At 65.8% G+C, this 17,886-nt stretch carries 14 protein-coding genes and 1 tRNA gene; 14 read left to right on the forward strand and 1 reads right to left on the reverse strand.

All coding sequences use genetic code 11. The annotated features are described in order from the left end of the window. From hisI to pyk, 11 genes are all read left to right on the forward strand, one after another. Positions 1-402 (forward strand): phosphoribosyl-AMP cyclohydrolase, encoded by a 402-nt coding sequence (gene hisI / locus OK351_RS03270; RefSeq protein ID WP_265155923.1) that lies wholly within the window; start codon positions 1-3, stop codon positions 400-402. Between the two features lie 51 nt (positions 403-453). After that, entirely contained in the window at positions 454-2,016 is a 1,563-nt protein-coding gene (locus OK351_RS03275; protein ID WP_265155924.1) for an anthranilate synthase component I, read from the forward strand. Next, the gene (locus OK351_RS03280; protein ID WP_265155925.1) at positions 2,016-2,606 is read left to right on the forward strand and encodes a Trp biosynthesis-associated membrane protein; all 591 of its coding nucleotides are present in this window, start codon (positions 2,016-2,018) and stop codon (positions 2,604-2,606) included. Before OK351_RS03275 ends, OK351_RS03280 begins: the two co-directional genes overlap by 1 nt. 146 nt (positions 2,607-2,752) lie before the next feature. Then, positions 2,753-3,001: an HGxxPAAW family protein gene (locus tag OK351_RS03285; protein ID WP_265155926.1), complete on the forward strand. Its 249-nt coding sequence runs from the start codon at positions 2,753-2,755 to the stop codon at positions 2,999-3,001. Between the two features lies 1 nt (position 3,002). After that, positions 3,003-3,833 carry an indole-3-glycerol phosphate synthase TrpC gene (trpC, locus tag OK351_RS03290; protein ID WP_265155927.1) on the forward strand — a complete coding sequence of 277 codons (831 nt, stop codon included), beginning with the start codon at positions 3,003-3,005 and terminating at the stop codon, positions 3,831-3,833. A gap of 80 nt (positions 3,834-3,913) precedes the next feature. After that, a complete protein-coding gene (trpB, locus tag OK351_RS03295; RefSeq protein WP_265155928.1) occupies positions 3,914-5,182 on the forward strand; it encodes a tryptophan synthase subunit beta in 1,269 nt (422 codons plus the stop codon). Then, entirely contained in the window at positions 5,183-5,971 is a 789-nt protein-coding gene (gene trpA, locus OK351_RS03300) for a tryptophan synthase subunit alpha (RefSeq protein WP_265155929.1), read from the forward strand. Further along, on the forward strand, positions 5,968-6,927 hold the full coding sequence (gene lgt, locus OK351_RS03305; RefSeq protein ID WP_265155930.1) for a prolipoprotein diacylglyceryl transferase: 960 nt from the start codon (positions 5,968-5,970) through the stop codon (positions 6,925-6,927). The genes trpA and lgt overlap by 4 nt, the downstream gene beginning before the upstream one ends. 374 nt (positions 6,928-7,301) lie before the next feature. Further along, positions 7,302-11,909: a glutamate synthase large subunit gene (gltB, locus tag OK351_RS03310; RefSeq protein WP_371931367.1), complete on the forward strand. Its 4,608-nt coding sequence runs from the start codon at positions 7,302-7,304 to the stop codon at positions 11,907-11,909. Then, the gene (locus OK351_RS03315; RefSeq protein WP_265155931.1) at positions 11,902-13,359 is read left to right on the forward strand and encodes a glutamate synthase subunit beta; all 1,458 of its coding nucleotides are present in this window, start codon (positions 11,902-11,904) and stop codon (positions 13,357-13,359) included. The genes gltB and OK351_RS03315 overlap by 8 nt, the downstream gene beginning before the upstream one ends. A gap of 85 nt (positions 13,360-13,444) precedes the next feature. After that, positions 13,445-14,953, forward strand: coding sequence for a pyruvate kinase (pyk, locus tag OK351_RS03320; protein ID WP_265155932.1), 1,509 nt, complete (start codon positions 13,445-13,447; stop codon positions 14,951-14,953). A 239-nt stretch (positions 14,954-15,192) separates the two neighbouring features. On the opposite strand, the gene OK351_RS03325 is transcribed toward pyk, so the two are convergent. Beyond that, positions 15,193-15,810 carry an ANTAR domain-containing response regulator gene (locus tag OK351_RS03325; RefSeq protein ID WP_265155933.1) on the reverse strand — a complete coding sequence of 206 codons (618 nt, stop codon included), beginning with the start codon at positions 15,808-15,810 and terminating at the stop codon, positions 15,193-15,195. Positions 15,811-15,995: 185 nt separating this feature from the next. Between OK351_RS03325 and OK351_RS03330 the strand changes: the two genes are divergently transcribed. The 3 genes from OK351_RS03330 to OK351_RS03340 all read left to right on the forward strand — a co-directional run bounded on the left by OK351_RS03330 (position 15,996) and on the right by OK351_RS03340 (position 17,858). Beyond that, positions 15,996-16,080 (forward strand) — tRNA-Leu (locus OK351_RS03330). Positions 16,081-16,392: 312 nt separating this feature from the next. Further along, positions 16,393-17,622: an inorganic phosphate transporter gene (locus OK351_RS03335; RefSeq protein WP_265155934.1), complete on the forward strand. Its 1,230-nt coding sequence runs from the start codon at positions 16,393-16,395 to the stop codon at positions 17,620-17,622. Beyond that, the gene (locus OK351_RS03340) at positions 17,619-17,858 is read left to right on the forward strand and encodes a hypothetical protein (protein WP_265155935.1); all 240 of its coding nucleotides are present in this window, start codon (positions 17,619-17,621) and stop codon (positions 17,856-17,858) included. The genes OK351_RS03335 and OK351_RS03340 overlap by 4 nt, the downstream gene beginning before the upstream one ends. Positions 17,859-17,886: the final 28 nt, after the last annotated feature.

The following is a 17,886-nucleotide window of genomic DNA, read 5'->3' on the forward strand; positions in this document are numbered from 1 at the left end:
ATGTCTACTTCGAATTCAAGCGCGGTTCCGGATTCTGAACCAGCGCAGCTTGACCCCGAAATTGCCGCCCGTCTCAAGCGTGATGCGAATGGCTTGTTCGCTGCCATCGTCCAGCAGTTCGACACCCTTGAGGTGCTGATGCTCGGCTGGATGGATGACGAGGCGCTGCGTCGTACGCTCACGACCGGACGGGTGACCTTCTATTCGCGTTCGCGCCAGGAGTACTGGCGCAAGGGCGACACCTCCGGCCATGCCCAATACGTCAAGGGTGCGGCCCTGGACTGCGATGGCGATGCCCTGCTGGTCCGGGTCGACCAGGTCGGCGCAGCCTGCCATACCGGTGCACCCACCTGCTTCACCGGCCGCGACCTGCCGGTGGTCACCGGGCAGCGCCCGGACTAACATTTGCCCGTCCCCGGTAACCAGCGAAATCAACACCTCAAGAAGAAGTCGATGAATAACCTCGGTAGCATTTCACCCACCCGCGAGCAGTTCCTGACCATGGCCAAGACCCGTCGAGTCATTCCGGTGACCGTGAGGGTGCTGGCTGATTCGTTGACCCCCATCGGGTTGTACCGTCAGCTCGCCGGGGGTCGTCCTGGCACGTTCCTGCTGGAGTCCGCGGCGGCCGGCGGGGTCTGGTCACGCCACTCCTTCATCGGGGTCAATTCCCCGGCCACCCTGTCCACCCGCAGCGATGGGCAGGCCTACTGGCAGGGGCATATCCCGGCTGGCCTGCCTACCGGGGGGATCGGCGTCGAGGTGTTGCGCGATACCGTTCGCACCTTGCGTACCGAACCGATTCCCGGTATGCCGCCGCTGACCGGTGGCATGGTCGGATTCATCGGCTGGGAGTGTGTGCGGCATTGGGAGAAGCTACCCAACCCGCCTGCCGACGACTTGCAGTTGCCGGAACTGAGCATGAACCTGGTGGCGGATATGGCCGCCCACGATGCGGCCGAGGGCACCGTGACGCTGATCGCCAACGCCATCAACTTCGACGGCAGCGATGAACGCGTGGAGGAAGCCTACGACGACGCGGTGGCCCGGCTGGATGCGATGTTGGCCAAGCTCGATGAACACCTGCCCACCAACGCATCGGTGCTTTCCGGAACGGATGTGCCACGCGATCAGCTGATGGACGCGGTCACCCACTCCTGGGACGAAAGCGAATACCTGGAGGCGATCCGCGAATCGAAACAGGCGATTGTGGACGGGGAGGTGTTCCAGATCGTGGTTTCGCGCCGTTTCGAACTGGAAACCCGGGCCAGTGCTCTGGATGTCTACCGGGTGTTGCGGGCCACCAACCCGAGCCCCTACATGTACCTGTACAACTTCGTCGACGAGAACGGTGAACCGTTCCAGGTGGTCGGCTCCTCGCCCGAGGCGCTGGTGACCGTGAACGACGGGCATGTGGTCACCCACCCGATCGCCGGGTCGCGACCGCGCGGAGCCAACTACGAGGAGGACCAGCTGCATGAGAAGTCGCTGGTCAACGACGAGAAGGAACGCGCCGAGCACCTGATGCTGGTGGACCTCTCGCGCAATGACCTGTCCAAGGTCTGCCAGGCCGGGACCGTGGAGGTCACCCAGTTCATGGAGGTCGAACGGTTCAGCCACATCATGCACCTGGTTTCCAACGTGGTGGGCAAGACCCGCCCGGATGTGGAAGCCTACGATGTGCTGGCCGCGACCTTCCCGGCCGGAACCCTGTCCGGGGCCCCCAAGCCCCGGGCCCTGCAACTTCTGGACAAGTACGAACCCTACCGGCGTGGGGTCTACGGCGGGGTCGTGGGGTACCTGGACTTCGCCGGGGATATGGATATGGCCATCACCATCCGTTCCGCGCTGCTGAAGAACGGCAGGGCCTATGTCCAGGCAGGCGGCGGGATCGTTAACGACTCGCAGTTGGCCGATGAGGCCCTGGAAACCATCAACAAGGCCGCCGCCCCGTTGCGGGCGGTCTGGGCCTCGGCCACCATGCGCAACGCCACCGACGCCACCAGGGGACTGTAATGCCGAAATTGTTGAGCCTGAAGAATGTGGCCCTGTTCGGGGTGGCCGCCGCGCTGATCGGGCTCTGGGCGGCCACACGCACCTGGGTGCTGGTCACCGTGGATGCCACCACGGTGCAGATGCCGCAGATCGTGGTGGACGGATCGCAGGCCGCACCCGCGGTCACCGCGCTGTGCGTGGTGGTGCTGGCCGGGGCGCTGGCGCTGCTGATCGGCCGGAAGGTGGCGCGCTACATCATCGGCGTGGTTAACCTGCTGGCCGGCGGCGGGGTACTCGCTGCGGGGCTGGGCGCCACGCTGGACCCGGCCGCCGCCGCGGCGGGCGCCGTGGCCGAAGCCACCGGTTTGCGCACCATCTCCGGCAGTTACGAGGCCACCGCCTGGCCCATGCTGGCCGTGGTCGCCGGGGTGCTGATCCTGCTCCAGGGGGTGGCGGTACTGCTGGCTGCCGGGTCGTGGGTCAAGAACACCAAATACGAGCGCACCCCCACCGAGGCGAATGCGGCCGAACGCCCCGCGGCGGGCCGCGACAGCATTTCGGACTGGGAGCAGCTTTCCTCCGGAGAGGACCCCACCGACGCCGGACGGTAGGAACCGGCCGCGGTGAACGCAACACGTTCGTAGCCTGAATGTGTCTTCGCCGCGAACTGGTGGCAGAATAGAGCCGGAAGCTTAAACCCCCGCCTTGTGCCAAAAGCGCGGATGAGAAGTAGTAAGAACCAAGGAGACGTTCTGTTATGTCGCAGAAGACCGAGATTGACCCGATCTTTGCCGAAGAGGTTGGGCACGGAAACTCGATTGCAGCCTGGACCTGCGTCCTGATCATGACGATCGGCTTCATTGTCGGTGGCATCGCATTCGCCAACCACGCCCACACCCTGGTCTACATCAGCTGCGGCGTGGTGGTCCTTGGTCTGCTGATGGGCTGGGTCATGAAGAAGGCCGGCTTCGGCGTCGGCGGTTCGCGTAGCGGAGCCAGCCACTAAGTTGAGTGTTCTCGACGAAATCATTGCGGGCGTCCGGGAAGACCTGGACGCCCGACGTGCACGTACCGACCTCGGGTCGATGATCCAGCGCGCCGCCGCCGCGGCCCCTGCGCTCGATGCCTATGCGGCGTTGGGCGGTCACCCCCGGCAGGACCAGCGCGATACCACCCTGCGGGTGATCTCCGAGGTCAAGCGCAGTTCCCCGTCCAAGGGCGCGCTGGCCGAGATCCCGGCCCCGGCCGAGCTGGCCGCGGAATACGAGGCCGGAGGAGCGAGCGTGATCTCGGTGCTGACCGAAGAGCGCCGTTTCAAGGGATCGCTGGCGGACCTGGACGCGGTGCGCGCCGCGGTGCGGATCCCGGTCCTGCGCAAGGACTTCACGGTCGACGAGTACCAGATCTACGAGGCCCGCGCCCACGGTGCGGACCTGGTGCTGCTGATCGTCGCCGCGCTGGATGACGCCACGCTGCTGCGGTTCATCGAACTGACCGAGTCGCTGGGGATGAACGCGCTGGTGGAAACCCACACCGAGGAGGAGATCCGCCGGGCCGTCGCGGCCGGGGCGAAGATCATCGGGGTGAACGTGCGCAACCTGAAGACGCTGGACGTGGACCCGGACACCTTCGCCCGGCTCGCTCCGCTGCTGCCACCCGACGCGGTGACCATCGCCGAATCCGGGGTGGAATCCAGCGAGCAGGTCAGGCAGTACGCGGCCGCCGGTGCCGATGCCATCCTGGTTGGCGAGGCGCTGGTGAAACACGCCGAACCGCGCGCCACCGTCGCGGAATTCATTGCGGCCGGCAGCGCAGCCAAGCCGCGGCGCCAGAACTGAAGGACGACAGTAATGCCCCCGTTGCGAACATCGAACGCCGTGGGGGCATTGCCCATATATTGCGAGAAAAGAGGGAACCAATGAGCACTTCCGACGGCTCGTTGAAAAACGCCAGTGGCCCGTACTTCGGTCAGTACGGTGGACGATGGATGCCCGAGTCCCTCATGGCAGCCATGGACGAACTGACCCGCACCTTCGAGGATGCGAAAAACGATCCGGACTTCATCGCCGAGGTCCGCGAACTGAACAAGAACTACTCCGGACGGCCCTCGTTGTTGACCGAGGCCAAGCGCTTCGGCGAGCAGTTCTGCGGCGGGGCGCGGATCTTCCTCAAGCGCGAGGACCTGAACCACACCGGAAGCCACAAGATCAACAACGTGCTCGGCCAGGCATTGCTGGCCAAGCGCATGGGCAAGACCCGGATCATCGCCGAGACCGGTGCCGGCCAGCACGGGGTTGCCTCGGCGACCGCGGCAGCACTGATGGGTATGGAATGCGTGGTCTACATGGGTGCCGAGGATACCCGCCGGCAGGCGCTGAATGTGGCCCGGATGGAGCTGCTGGGAGCCACCGTGATCCCGGTGACTGTGGGCAGCCAGACCCTGAAGGACGCCATCAACGAGGCCCTGCGCGACTGGGTGGCCAATGTGGATTCCACCCATTACCTGCTGGGCACCGCCGCCGGAGGCCACCCCTTCCCGGCCCTGGTGCGCTACTTCCACCAGGTCATCGGCGACGAGGCCCGCGAACAGATCCTGGAACAGGCCGGCCGGCTGCCCGACGCGGTCACCGCGTGTGTGGGCGGCGGCTCGAACGCCATCGGCATCTTCCACGGGTTCCTGGACGACGCGGGGGTGGAGATCTACGGTTTCGAGGCCGGCGGCGACGGGGTGGACACCGAACGCACCGCGGCGACCATCACCCTGGGGCGTCCCGGGGTGCTGCACGGGGCGAAGAGCTACCTGATGCAGGACGAGGACGGGCAGACCGTGGAATCGCACTCGATTTCCGCCGGCCTGGACTACCCGGGCGTCGGCCCGGAACACGCCTACCTGGCAGACATCGGCCGGGTGCACTACGAGGCGATCACCGATACCGAGGCGATGGACGCCTTCCGCGCGCTGTGCCGCACCGAGGGCATCCTGCCGGCCATCGAGTCGGCCCACGCGCTGGCCGGGACCATCAAGGTCGCCGGGCGCAAGATCGCTGCCGGGGCGAAGCCGCAGGACGTGGTCATCGTGGTCAGCCTCTCCGGACGCGGGGACAAGGACGTACACACCGCGGCCGAGTGGTTCGGCCTGCTTGATGACGCGCAGGACCAAGCCGCCGACGCCCAGGAAGGCAAGTAGATGTCACGTATCACCAGTGCCCAGAAGATCGCCGCCGCCAAGGCCGAGGGCCGCCCGGCGTTGATCGCCTACCTGCCCGCCGGGTTCCCGGACGCGGCCACCACCATCGAGGCCGCCGTGGCGGTAGCCGAGAACGGTGTGGACATCATCGAGATCGGCATCCCGTATTCGGACCCGGTCATGGACGGCGAGGTCATCCAGCAGGCCACCACCGCCGCGCTGGCCGACGGGTTCAAGGTCAACCAGATCTTCGAGATCATCCAGGGCATCACCTCGCGCTGCGATGCCGCGGTGATGGTCATGACCTACTGGAACCCGGTACTGCGGATGGGCGTGGACGAGTTCTCCCGGCGCTTCGCCGAGGCCGGCGGTGCCGGGCTGATCACCCCGGACCTGGTGCCCGACGAGGCCGGCGAGTGGCTGGAAGCCAGTGCGAAGTACGATCTGGAACGGGTCTTTTTGGTCGCCCCGAGCTCTTCGGCGCAACGCGTGGAGATGACCGTTGCGGCCTCCAGCGGGTTCGTCTACTGCGTATCGGTCATGGGGGTCACCGGGGCGCGTTCCGAGGTGTCCTCCGCCGCGCAGGGTGTGGTGGCCGCGGCCCATGCCGCCGGCGCCGAATACGCCTGCGTGGGTCTGGGTGTATCCAAACGGGAACACGTGGAGGAGATCGGGGCGTACGCCGACGGTGTCATCGTGGGCACCGCCCTGGTCGCCGCGCTGCGTGATGGCGGGGTGCCTGCCGTGGGTGCCCTGGCCGCCGAACTGAGCGGAAGCGCCCGGGCATGATCCCTGCCGCGATCCCGTCCCCACCCACCGAATGGTCGCAGATCTCCCTGGGGCCGCTGACCATCCACGCCTATGCGCTGTGCATCCTGGCCGGCATCGTGCTGGCACTGTGGCTGACCGGCCGCCGGTTGCGGGCCCGCGGCGGCACCGCCGACACGCTGTGGGACATCACGATCTGGGCCATCCCCTTCGGCATCATCGGCGGGCGGCTCTACCATGTGCTGATCACCGACCCGAAGTACTACCTGGGGCTTGGCGGGGGCAGCGCGCACCTGGCAGAGATCCCGCAGCTGTGGCTTGGCGGACTGGGCATCATGGGGGCGATCTCCTTCGGCGCCCTGGGCGCCTGGATCGGTTGCCGACGTGCGGGGGTACGCCTGTCGGCCTTCGCCGACGCGGCGGCTCCCGGGATCCTGCTGGCCCAGGCCGCCGGGCGCTGGGGCAACTGGTTCAACCAGGAGCTCTTCGGTTCGCCCACCACCCTGCCCTGGGGTCTGCGCATCGACCCGGACCACTACAACTTCCCGCCCGGGCTGCCGGCCGAAACCCTGTTCCACCCGACTTTCCTGTACGAATCGCTGTGGAACGTGGCCGGGGTGGTGTTGCTGCTGGCCCTGGACAAGAGGTACCGGCTGCGCCGCGGTGCGCTCTTCGCCTGCTACGTGATCTGGTACGGCATCGGCCGCACCATCATGGAGGTGTTCCGCATCGATGCCGCCGAGGTGATCAGAGTGGGGCCGCTGGATCTGCGCATCCACCAGCTGCTGGCGATCCTGCTGGTCATCGGCGCCCTGATCGGCCTGGCCTACTCGCTGGGCCGGCTGCGCGGGGAGCAGGCCGATGACTTCCACCTGCCCGGGCGCTCCCCGGTACCGGCGGCGGATAGTGGGGTCGAGCAGACCGAATCCACCGATCAGGCGGACCCCACCGAGAACGACCCGCCGACCCGGTCCTGACCGGCCGGCCCCATTGGCCCGGACCCCGCCGCGGTTTCGATATCCCATCGAAACCGCGGCGGGGTTTTTAACACGCCTGAAACATAAATGGTCACCGCCAAGAAATAAAACGGGCGTATATTTGAGACCCAATGCAGCGTGTGGCAAGCCACACCCCTGACGGGTTTGCGTGACGTTGCACCACAACCACAACGCGGTGGGGAAGTTCCAAGACCCCTGGTGCACCCGGGCAGAGCACATCCTGGCCCGCCGGGATACCGGCCTTGCGGGGTCCTTGGAGCAATGGCGTGCAACGCCAGGCAGAAGTTGTTGAAAAGCCCTTCGTCGTGCGTTGGCAGCCCTTCCCCGGCGCACCATGCACGAAAGGCACTTTCATGAGTATGACCGGAGTCCAGCTGAACGCCTCGCCAGGGTTTGGCGGGGAGCCATCCTCGCCCTACACCCGTTTCGCCGCGCTTCCCGGCGCCCAGGGTCTGTACGACCCCGGCGCCGAAAAGGATGCCTGCGGCCTGGCGATGATTGCCAGCCTCGACAACGAGGCCAGTCATGACATCGTGAACCACGCATTGACGGCCCTGCGCCGTTTGGAACACCGCGGCGCCATCGGCGCCGACGCCGGGACCGGCGATGGCGCCGGTATCCTCTTGCACCTGCCCGACGCCTACCTGCGGCAGGTCACCGACTTCCCCCTTCCCGCACCCGGCGGTTACGCCGTGGGCATGGCCTTCCTGCCCCAGGAACCGGCCTCCCGCACCGAAGCCGTCGACGAGCTGGCATTGCTGGCCGGTGACGAGAACCTCCAGGTGCTGGGCTGGCGCGAAGTGCCGGTGAACCGCCACGTACTGGGGTCCTCCGCCGCGGCCTGCATGCCGTACATCGCCCAGGTGTTCGTCGGCCCGGCAGACGGGGAACCGGGCAACCGGGCCCTGGATGCCGCATGCTGGCGCATCCGCCGCCGCGCCCACAACAAGCTGGGTATCTACTTCGCCTCCTTCTCCTCGCAGTCGATCGTGTACAAGGGCATGGTGTCCACCGCCCAGCTCGAGCCGTTCTACCCGGACCTCTCCGATACCCGGTTCGCCTCGCGTTGCGCGATCGTGCACTCGCGCTTCTCCACCAATACCTTCCCCTCCTGGCCGCTGGCCCAGCCCTTCCGCACCATCGCGCACAACGGCGAGATCAACACCGTGAAGGGCAACCGCAACTGGATGCGGGCCCGCCAGTCGCAACTGGCCGGCGAACTGCTGGGCGAGGTGCCCGAGGAACTGTTCCCGATATGCACCCCCGGCGCCTCGGACTCGGCCAGCTTCGACGAGGTGGCCGAGATGCTGCTGCTCTCCGGGCGCGATGTCACCGAGGCGATCATGATGATGATCCCGCAGCCCTGGGAAAACGACGAGGCCATGGACGCGGACCTGCGCGCCTTCTACGAATACAATGCGATGCTCATCGAACCCTGGGACGGGCCGGCCGCGGTCTGCTTCACCGACGGGAAGATCGCCGGGGCGGTGCTGGACCGCAACGGGTTGCGCCCGGCACGCTGGTGGGTGACCGATAACGGGTTGCTGGTGCTGGCCAGCGAAGTCGGGGTCATCGACCTGGCCGAGGAACACATCCTGTCCAAGGGCCGGGTGGCGCCGGGCAAGATGTTCGCCCTGGACCTGGACGCCGGACGGATCATCGAGGATGACGAGATCAAGTCCGCGGTGGCTGCCTCCAAGCCCTGGGCGCAGTGGGTGGCGCAGAACAAGAAAACCCTGGACGACTACCCGGACCTGGAACATGTGCGGCACACCTCCGCCTCGGTCAAACTGCGCCAGCTGACCTTCGGCTACACCACCGAGGAGCTGCGCATCCTGCTGGCCCCGATGGCTGCCACCGGCGCCGAACCGCTGGGCGCCATGGGCACCGACACCCCCATCGCGGTGCTTTCGCAACGCCCCCGGCTGCTCTTCGACTACTTCACCCAATCCTTCGCCCAGGTCACCAACCCGCCGTTGGACGCCATCCGTGAGGAACTGGTCACCTCGATGGCCACCTCCATCGGGCCGGATGGCAACCTGCTGAGCCTGGAACAGGTCAATACCCAGCAGATCGCCCTGGACTTCCCGGTGATCACCAACGACCAGCTGGCCAAGATCAGCAACCTGCGCGACGAGACGGGCAGCAAGATCACCCTGAAGGTCCGTGGTCTCTACCGTCCCGGCGGCGGGGAATCCGAGCTGCGCGCCCGGCTGCAGGAGATCTGCGAGAAGGTCTCCGCCGCGGTGAACCGTGGCGTGCGCTACCTGGTGCTCTCGGACCGCGACTCCTCGGCAGGCTGGGCACCGATCCCGTCGCTGCTGCTGACCTCCGCGGTGCACCACCACCTGCTCAAGAGTTCGAACCGCACCCGGGTTTCGCTGATCATCGAATCCGGGGACGCCCGCGAGGTGCACCACATCGCACTGCTGATCGGCTACGGGGCCAGCGCCATCAACCCCTACCTGGCCCTGGAAAGCGTGGAGGAGATGGCCCTGGACGAGCAGATCCCGGGGGTGGACGGCCAGCAGGCGGCGACCAACCTGATCAAGGCGCTGGGCAAGGGCGTGCTGAAGATCATGTCCAAGATGGGCATCTCCACGGTCTCCTCCTATTGCGGGGCGCAGACCTTCGAAGCGGTGGGACTGTCCCAGCGTGTGGTGGACCAGTACTTCACCGGTACCGCGAGCAAGCTCGGCGGCATCGAACTGGATGTGGTGGCCGCCGAGGCCGGTGCCCGTCATGCCCGGGCCTACCCCGAGCATTTCGGCTCCAGCGAGCTGCAGGAACTGGAAACCGGGGGTGAATACCAGTGGCGCCGCGAAGGACCGCCGCACCTGTTCGACCCGCAGACCGTGTTCCGGCTGCAGCACTCGACCCGTACCCGCCGCTACGACGTGTTCAAGCAGTACACCGATGCGGTCAACGGGCAGGACCGTGAACTGAAGACCCTGCGCGGGCTGCTGGAATTCAACACCGAGGGCATCACGCCGATCGACATCGACGAGGTGGAACCGGTGTCCGAGATCGTCAAGCGTTTCGCCACCGGGGCGATGAGCTACGGCTCGATCTCCGCCGAGGCCCATGAGACCCTGGCGATCGCGATGAACCGGTTGGGTGCCAAATCCAACACCGGGGAGGGCGGTGAGGATCCCGAGCGGCTGCTGGACCCCGAACGCCGCAGCGCGGTCAAGCAGATCGCCTCCGGCCGCTTCGGGGTAACCAGCCTGTACCTGTCCAATGCGGATGACATCCAGATCAAGATGGCCCAGGGCGCCAAACCGGGGGAAGGTGGCCAGCTGATGGCCGCCAAGCTCTACCCGTGGATCGCCAAGACCCGGCACTCCACCCCGGGGGTGGGGTTGATCTCCCCGCCACCGCACCACGACATCTACTCGATCGAGGACCTGGCCCAGCTGATCCACGACGCGAAATGCTCCAACCCCTCCGCCCGTGTGCATGTGAAGCTGGTCTCCGAGTCCGGGATCGGTACCGTCGCGGCCGGGGTGGCCAAGGCCAAGGCCGATGTGGTGCTCATCTCCGGGCACGACGGCGGCACCGGGGCCAGCCCGCTGAACTCGCTCAAGCATGCCGGGACCCCCTGGGAAATCGGGCTGGCCGAGGCGCAGCAGACGCTGATCCTCAACGGCCTGCGCGAACGGGTCACCGTGCAGGTGGACGGGCAGCTGAAGACCGGCCGCGACGTGCTCATCGGTGCGCTGCTGGGGGCCGAGGAGTTCGGTTTCGCCACCGCCCCGCTGGTGGTTTCCGGCTGCATCATGATGCGCGTCTGCCACCTGGACACCTGCCCGGTGGGCGTGGCCACACAGAACCCGGAACTGCGCGAGCGCTTCTCCGGCAAGGCCGAGTTCGTGGTGAACTTCTTCGAGTTCATCGCCCAGGAGGTGCGCGAACTGCTCGCCTCGCTCGGGGCCCGCACCCTGGACGAGGTCATCGGACGGGTCGAACTGCTCAATACCCGTACGGCCACCGAGCACTACAAGGCCGCGGGGCTGAACCTCGGGGCGATCACCCACGTCCCGGCCGCGGCCCCGGCCGCCCGGCGCCGTACCACCATCCAGGACCACGGGCTGCAGACCCACCTGGACACCCGGCTGCTCGCCCAGGCGCAGTCGTCGCTGGCCGACCGCCGCACCGTGGACATCACCGCGACGGTGGCCAACACCGACCGATCGGTGGGCACCCTGCTCGGACACCACGTCACCCGGGCCTTCGGCATCGAGGAACTGGCCGATGACACCATCCGGGTGCACCTGACCGGCCAGGCCGGCCAGTCGCTGGGTGCGTTCCTGCCGGCCGGGGTCAGCATCGAGCTGACCGGGGACGCGAACGACTACGTGGGCAAGGGCCTCTCCGGCGGACAGATCGCCATCCATCCGGATATGGCCACCACCTCCGAACCGCATGAACAGGTGATTGCCGGCAATGTGCTGGGCTATGGTGCCACCAGTGGCCGGATGTTCATCAACGGCCAGGTGGGTGAACGCTTCGCGGTGCGCAACTCGGGAGCCACACTGGTCGCCGAGGGCATCGGCGAACACGGTTGCGAGTACATGACCGGTGGCCGGGTCCTGATCCTGGGACCCACGGGCCGCAATTTCGGGGCCGGCATGTCCGGCGGTGCCGCCTGGGTGCTGGACTTCGATCCCTCCCGGCTCAACCCGTTGGCCGCGGCCGGGGGAGAGCTGCTGGTTCGCCCAATCGACGAGGCCGAGGCAGGGCAGATCTACCAGCTGCTCTCCGAGCACATCGCCCGCACCGCCTCACCGCTGGCCCAACGCCTGGTCCTGGACTGGGCCGAAACCCGCCAGCGACTGACCAGCATCATCCCGCGTGACTTCGCGGCCGTAGAGGAAATCCGCAACCAGGCGACCGCATCGGGGCAGAACCCGGACTCGCCGGTAGTGTGGAGCAAGATTTTGGAGGTGACCCGTGGCTGATCCACGAGGTTTTCTGAAGGTACGCGAACGCGTGACCCAGCCCAAGCGCCCGGTGCCGGTGCGCATCATGGACTACAAGGAAGTGGTGCAGCGCCAGGAAGCGGGCACGCTCAAGGCACAGGCCGGACGCTGCATGGACTGCGGGATCCCGTTCTGCCACCAGGGCTGCCCTTTGGGCAACCTGATTCCGGAGTTCAACGACCTGACCTACCGGGGACGCATGGACGAGGCCGCCGCCCGGCTGCTGTCCACCAACAACTTCCCGGAACTCACCGGCAAGCTGTGCCCCGCCCCGTGCGAGGCGGCCTGTGTGCTGGGGATCAACCAGCCTGCGGTGACCATCAAGCAGGTGGAAGCCGAACTGGCCGAGCACCTGATGGACGGCGGGGACTTCACCCCGGTGCTGCCCGAACGGCATACCGAGTACCGGGTGGCGATCGTCGGCTCCGGACCGGCCGGGCTGGCTGCGGCCCAGCAGCTGACCCGGGTGGGGCATACCGTGGCGGTGTATGAGCGCGACGAGGCGATCGGCGGGCTGCTGCGCTTCGGCATCCCGGATTTCAAGTTGGAGAAGGCCATCATCGACCGCCGGCTGGAGCAGATGCGTGCCGAGGGTACGATCTTCCGCACCGGGATCGACATCGGCAAGGACATCGGCTGGGATGAGCTGCGCCGCGACTACGACGCGGTGATCGTCGCCACCGGGGCCACCGTACCCCGCGAGCTGCCGGTCCCGGGCCGTGAACTGGATGGGGTACACCACGCGATGGAGTTCCTGACCGAGAACAACCGGGTGGTGGCCGGAGCGAAGAGCGCCCCGGCGATCGACGCGAAGGGCAAGCATGTGGTGATCCTGGGCGGGGGCGACACCGGGGCCGACTGCATCGGCACCGCTTTGCGCCAGCAGGCAGCCAGTGTCACCACCCTGGCGATCGGCAAGCAGCCGCCCACCGAGCGCAGTGAAGCCCACCCCTGGCCGATGACCCCGGTGCTTTTCGAGGTCCAGTCGGCACATGAGGAGGGGGGTGAACGCACCTATTTGGCCTCCACCGTGCGTTTCAATGGTGAGCATGGACGCGTGATCGGTGTTACAGTTGCAGAGACGGAATTTGTCGCTGGCAAGCGCCTCCCGAAGCCTGGAACCGAGCGGGTCATCAAAGCGGACCTGGTGTTGCTCGCACTCGGGTTCACCGGACCGGAAACCTCCGGGTTGGATGAACAGGCCAGTATCGATTTCGACAACCGGGGCAACGTCGCCCGTGATGGCTACTACCGGACGAACACCGATTCGATGTTCGTGGCCGGAGATGCCGGTCGGGGCCAGTCCCTGATCGTGTGGGCCATCGCCGAGGGACGTTCAGTTGCCGCGGCGGTGGACCGCGAACTTACCGGGAGCACCATGTTGCCTGCTCCGGTCGCACCCACCGATAGTGCCATCAGCATCATGTGAGTATCACAGGTACGCCACGAACTCGATCACACCGTGGTTGGTCGTGGCGTACCGTGAAATTTGAAAGGCAAATTAGGCTGACGGTATGAGACGCGCAAAGATTGTTGCTACCTGGGGACCCTCGATTTCAAGCTACGAGGACACCGTGGCGGTGTTGCAAGCGGGTGTGGATGTGGCCCGCTTGAACATGAGCCATGGGGATCACCCGACACACGCCAAGAACCTGGAGAATGTCCGCAACGCGGCACGGGAAATTTCCCGCGCCGTGGGCATCTTCGCCGACCTGCAGGGCCCGAAGATCCGCCTCGGTCGTTTCCGTGACGACGCGAAGTACATCCTGGAACCCGGCGAGAAGTTCACCATCACCATCGAGGACATCGAAGGCGAGCGCAACCTGTGCTCCACCACCTTCAAGGGTCTGCCCGGCGACGTGAAGCCCGGGGACATGCTCCTGGTCAACGACGGCAAGGTCCAGTTGCGCGCGGTCGGCGTGGACGGGACCAGTGTGGAGACCGAGGTCGTCGTCGGCGGGGAGGTGTCCAACAACAAGGGCATCAACCTTCCCGGGGTGGCGGTCAACGTTCCGGCACTGAGTGAGAAGGACGAGGATGACCTGCGCTGGGCGATTCGCGCCGGGGTGGACATGGTCGCCCTGTCCTTCGTGCGCAACGCCGGGGACATCTCCCGCGTTCACGAGATCATGGACGAGGAAGGCCGCCGCCTTCCGGTGATCGCCAAGATCGAGAAGCCGCAGGCCGTGGCGGCGCTGGAGGAAATCATCGACGCCTTCGACGCGATCATGGTCGCCCGTGGCGATTTGGGTGTGGAACTTCCCCTGGAGGAGGTCCCGATGGTGCAGAAACGGGCCATCGAACTGGCCCGCCGCTGGGCCAAGCCGGTGATCGTGGCCACCCAGGTCCTTGAATCGATGATCGAGTCACCAACCCCGACCCGCGCCGAGGCCTCGGACTGCGCCAACGCGGTCATCGATGGCGCGGATGCGGTCATGCTTTCGGGGGAGACCTCGGTGGGCAAGTACCCGGTGGAGACCGTGGCCACCATGGCGCGGATCATCGCCTCGACCGAGGAGCACGGGCTGGATAGGATTCCACGCCTGGGTTCCAAGCCGAGGACCCGTGGCGGGGCCATCACCCGGGCCGCGGTGGAAATCGCCGACCAGCTCGAAGCGAAGTACATCGTGGCCTTCACGCAGTCCGGTGATTCGGCACGTCGCCTGTCCCGCCTGCGTCCGCACCGTCCGGTGCTGGCCTTTACCCCGCTTCCGCAGACCTACAATATCCTCACCCTGATGTGGGGTGTGCAGGCCCGCCTGGTGGAATACGCCGACCACACCGACAAGATGACCGCGCAGGTGGACCAGCGGCTGTTGTCCGAGGGGCTGGCGGAGGTCAACGACATCGTGTGCATTGCGGCCGGTTCCCCTCCGGGACAGGCCGGGTCGACGAACTCGCTGCGCATCCACAAGGTCGGTGACCTGGCCGATGCCGGACAACTGGTGGACGGCAAGCCGATGCCGGACCGCGAGAAGGTCGGGCCATGGGCCCCGGAGAACGTGCGCGGCACCTCCATCTAGCCCAGGGCATCCGCGGGTACCAGCCCCCTGACACGGGGGTGTGGTACCCGCGGTCTTTTAAGGTGACCTTCCGGGCCCGGCTGATCGACAACAAGCCTGGGGTTTTGTGTTCTCTCGATGGCCATCGTGCCTGCGGGCACGATGGGTAGCGAAAAAGGCTGCGGCCTTCCCACCGCTACCGGTGGGAAGGCCGCAGCCTGGCTTCATGGCCCGGCCGGCGGCCGGATGCCCCAGTGGGCCTACTTGACCTGGTCGACCACGGTCTCGGCCACCTGGCGCATGCTCAGTCGGCGGTCCATGGAGGTCTTCTGGATCCAGCGGAACGCCTCGGGCTCGGTCAGACCCATCTTGGTGATCAGCAGGCTCTTGGCCCGATCCACCAGCTTGCGGGTCTCGAACTGCTCGGCCAGGTTGCCGACTTCCTCTTCCAGGGCGCGCAACTCGTCATGGCGGGAAATGGCGATTTCAATTGCCGGGGTGAGATCGGCCTCGGTAAACGGCTTGACAACATAGGCCATGGCCCCGGCCTCGCGGGCCCTGTCCACCAATTCCTTCTGGCTGAAGGCGGTCAACAGGACCACCGGGCAGATCCGTTCCTTGACGATAGTCTCCGCGGCACTGATGCCATCGAGCACCGGCATCTTCACGTCCATGAGCACCAGATCAGGCTTCAGTTCGCGGGCCTTTTCGATGGCGCTTTCCCCGTTGTCGACCTCGGCCACCACATCGTAACCCTCGGAGCGCAGGATCTCGACGATATCCAGGCGGATCAGGGTCTCGTCCTCGGCCACCAGGACACGACGGGCCTGGCTTGGTGTTTCCGCGGGGATCTTGGTGATGTCAGGCAGCTCGCTCAATGGTGTTTCCTTTTCTACTGACGGGTTTGTGTCCAGGCTCACGGAAGGCAACGTTGGCTGGCGTGTGGCAAGATTTCTTGGGTTTCTCTTCTAATTCTACTTGGCTGGCGCAAACAGATCGCGGGTGACTCGGTCGCGTCGATTAGGAAATCCAAAAAACGTCCAGTAATATTCTAGAAGTGCCAGCCCAAGTGGCGGAATCGGTAGACGCGCCGCACTCAAAATGCGGTATCGAAAGATGTGTGGGTTCGAGTCCCACCTTGGGCACCAAGCCATTGATCCCCGGCAGAACATTCGATTGTTCTGCCGGGGATTTTTTTGGTCGGCAGGGAATCCTCGACCGTCTGTCGATCACGGGTTGGGCCCGGAAGCCGTGTTAGCTTCCTCATAACATCGGCGGTGTTCACCGGAACTTCACCGAAAGTTTGCCCCTTGGCGGTTGCAGTGGCGGATTGACTCATCGGCGCAGAGCCATATGATTGAACTGGCCCTCTGCCGCCCCGCCTACATTCTCGGGGGATTTGCGCGCGTTGGGACCGATAGAAATTTTCCTTAGCCGTTCGACCCTCAGGCTGGTATTCAATGGATTTGACGCTCATCGTCGTCCTGGTCATTGCCCTGGCGTTGTTCTTTGACTTCACCAATGGTTTCCATGACACGGCCAACGCGATGGCCACTCCAATCGCGACCGGCGCAATCACACCCAAAAAGGCTGTGCTGCTCGCTGCTGTCCTCAACCTCGTTGGTGCATTCCTGTCCACGGAGGTTGCCCGGACCATCTCCGGTGGCATCATCAAGGAAGGCGACTCGGGTGTGCTGATCTCACCCGAAATGATCTACGCCGGCCTGATGGGAGCGGTGCTGTGGAATGTGCTGACCTGGCTTCTGGGCCTGCCCTCCAGCTCCTCGCATGCCTTGTTCGGCGGCCTGATCGGTGCGGCAATTGTCGGCGCCGGGTTCGGTGCCATCGACGGTGGCGTGCTGATGAGCAAGGTGTTGCTGCCTGCCCTGTGCGCCCCGCTGATCGCCGGCGTGTCGGCATATATGTGCACCAAGATGGCCTATGCCATCACCAAACGCCAGGCCGGCGCCTCGCCGAAGCGCGGCGGTTTCCGATACGGCCAGATCTTCTCATCCTCGCTGGTGGCGCTGGCGCACGGGACCAATGACGCGCAGAAGACCATGGGCGTCATCACCCTGACCCTGGTCGCGGCTGGTATGCAGGAAGCCGGCACCGGGCCCCACTTCTGGGTCATCGCCACCTGCGCCTTCGCGATCGCCCTGGGCACCTACACCGGTGGCTGGCGGATTATCCGCACCATGGGTTCGGGCCTGACCGATGTGAAGCCGGCACAGGGATTCTCCGCCGAGGTGTCCACCGCCTCCGCGATCCTCGCCTCATCGCACCTGGGGTTCGCGTTGTCCACCACCCAGGTCGCCTCCGGTTCGGTGATCGGTTCCGGTCTGGGGCGCAAGGGTGCCGCGGTTCGCTGGGGAACCGCCGGACGCATCGGCCTGGGCTGGCTGTTCACGCTTCCGGCAGCCGCAGTGGTCGGCGCCGTAGCCGCACTGGTGATGCGCCTGGGTGCCTCCGGCACGGTCATTGTCAGCGTGCTGGGTGTGGGTATCCTGCTGCTGTTCTGGATCCTCTCGCGCCGCGAGGTGGTGGGCCATGACAACGCGATCTCGGATATCGACACCTCCGGCTCCGCTGTGAAGATCCGCTCAAAGAAGGAACGCCGCAAGCTGGCACGCGCCGCCGAGGCCGCGGCCAAGGCAAAGAAGAAGGCAGAACTGGGGGGTAAGAAATGAGCATCGACTGGGGAGCATTCCTGATTGTCGCCATCACCACCTGGATTTCGGCACTGCTGATCGTCTGCGCCTACTCCTTCGGGGTGCGCCTGTTGGCGGTGGCCCGCGACGAGCACCGCCATGAGCAGCTGAACCGCGCCGGCGCCTTCGCCAGTTTCGGGGTCTGCGGACTGATCGTGCTCTTCGGTATCGTGCTGATCGTCCCGGTACTCAGCCGGAACATCCTGGGTATATAAATCGCCTAGGTAACCTGAACTTCCTTCG

The organism is Glutamicibacter sp. MNS18, from assembly GCF_026107515.2.
Taxonomy (GTDB): Bacteria; Actinomycetota; Actinomycetes; order Actinomycetales; family Micrococcaceae; genus Glutamicibacter.

Coding starts and splice junctions, on each gene's coding strand:
- hisI (WP_265155923.1), top strand. CDS start 1: ATGTCTACTTCGAATTCAAGCGCGGTTCCGGATTCTGAACCAGCGCAG.
- OK351_RS03275 (WP_265155924.1), top strand. CDS start 454: ATGAATAACCTCGGTAGCATTTCACCCACCCGCGAGCAGTTCCTGACC.
- OK351_RS03280 (WP_265155925.1), top strand. CDS start 2,016: ATGCCGAAATTGTTGAGCCTGAAGAATGTGGCCCTGTTCGGGGTGGCC.
- OK351_RS03285 (WP_265155926.1), top strand. CDS start 2,753: ATGTCGCAGAAGACCGAGATTGACCCGATCTTTGCCGAAGAGGTTGGG.
- trpB (WP_265155928.1), top strand. CDS start 3,914: ATGAGCACTTCCGACGGCTCGTTGAAAAACGCCAGTGGCCCGTACTTC.
- trpA (WP_265155929.1), top strand. CDS start 5,183: ATGTCACGTATCACCAGTGCCCAGAAGATCGCCGCCGCCAAGGCCGAG.
- lgt (WP_265155930.1), top strand. CDS start 5,968: ATGATCCCTGCCGCGATCCCGTCCCCACCCACCGAATGGTCGCAGATC.
- gltB (WP_371931367.1), top strand. CDS start 7,302: ATGAGTATGACCGGAGTCCAGCTGAACGCCTCGCCAGGGTTTGGCGGG.
- pyk (WP_265155932.1), top strand. CDS start 13,445: ATGAGACGCGCAAAGATTGTTGCTACCTGGGGACCCTCGATTTCAAGC.
- OK351_RS03335 (WP_265155934.1), top strand. CDS start 16,393: ATGGATTTGACGCTCATCGTCGTCCTGGTCATTGCCCTGGCGTTGTTC.
- OK351_RS03340 (WP_265155935.1), top strand. CDS start 17,619: ATGAGCATCGACTGGGGAGCATTCCTGATTGTCGCCATCACCACCTGG.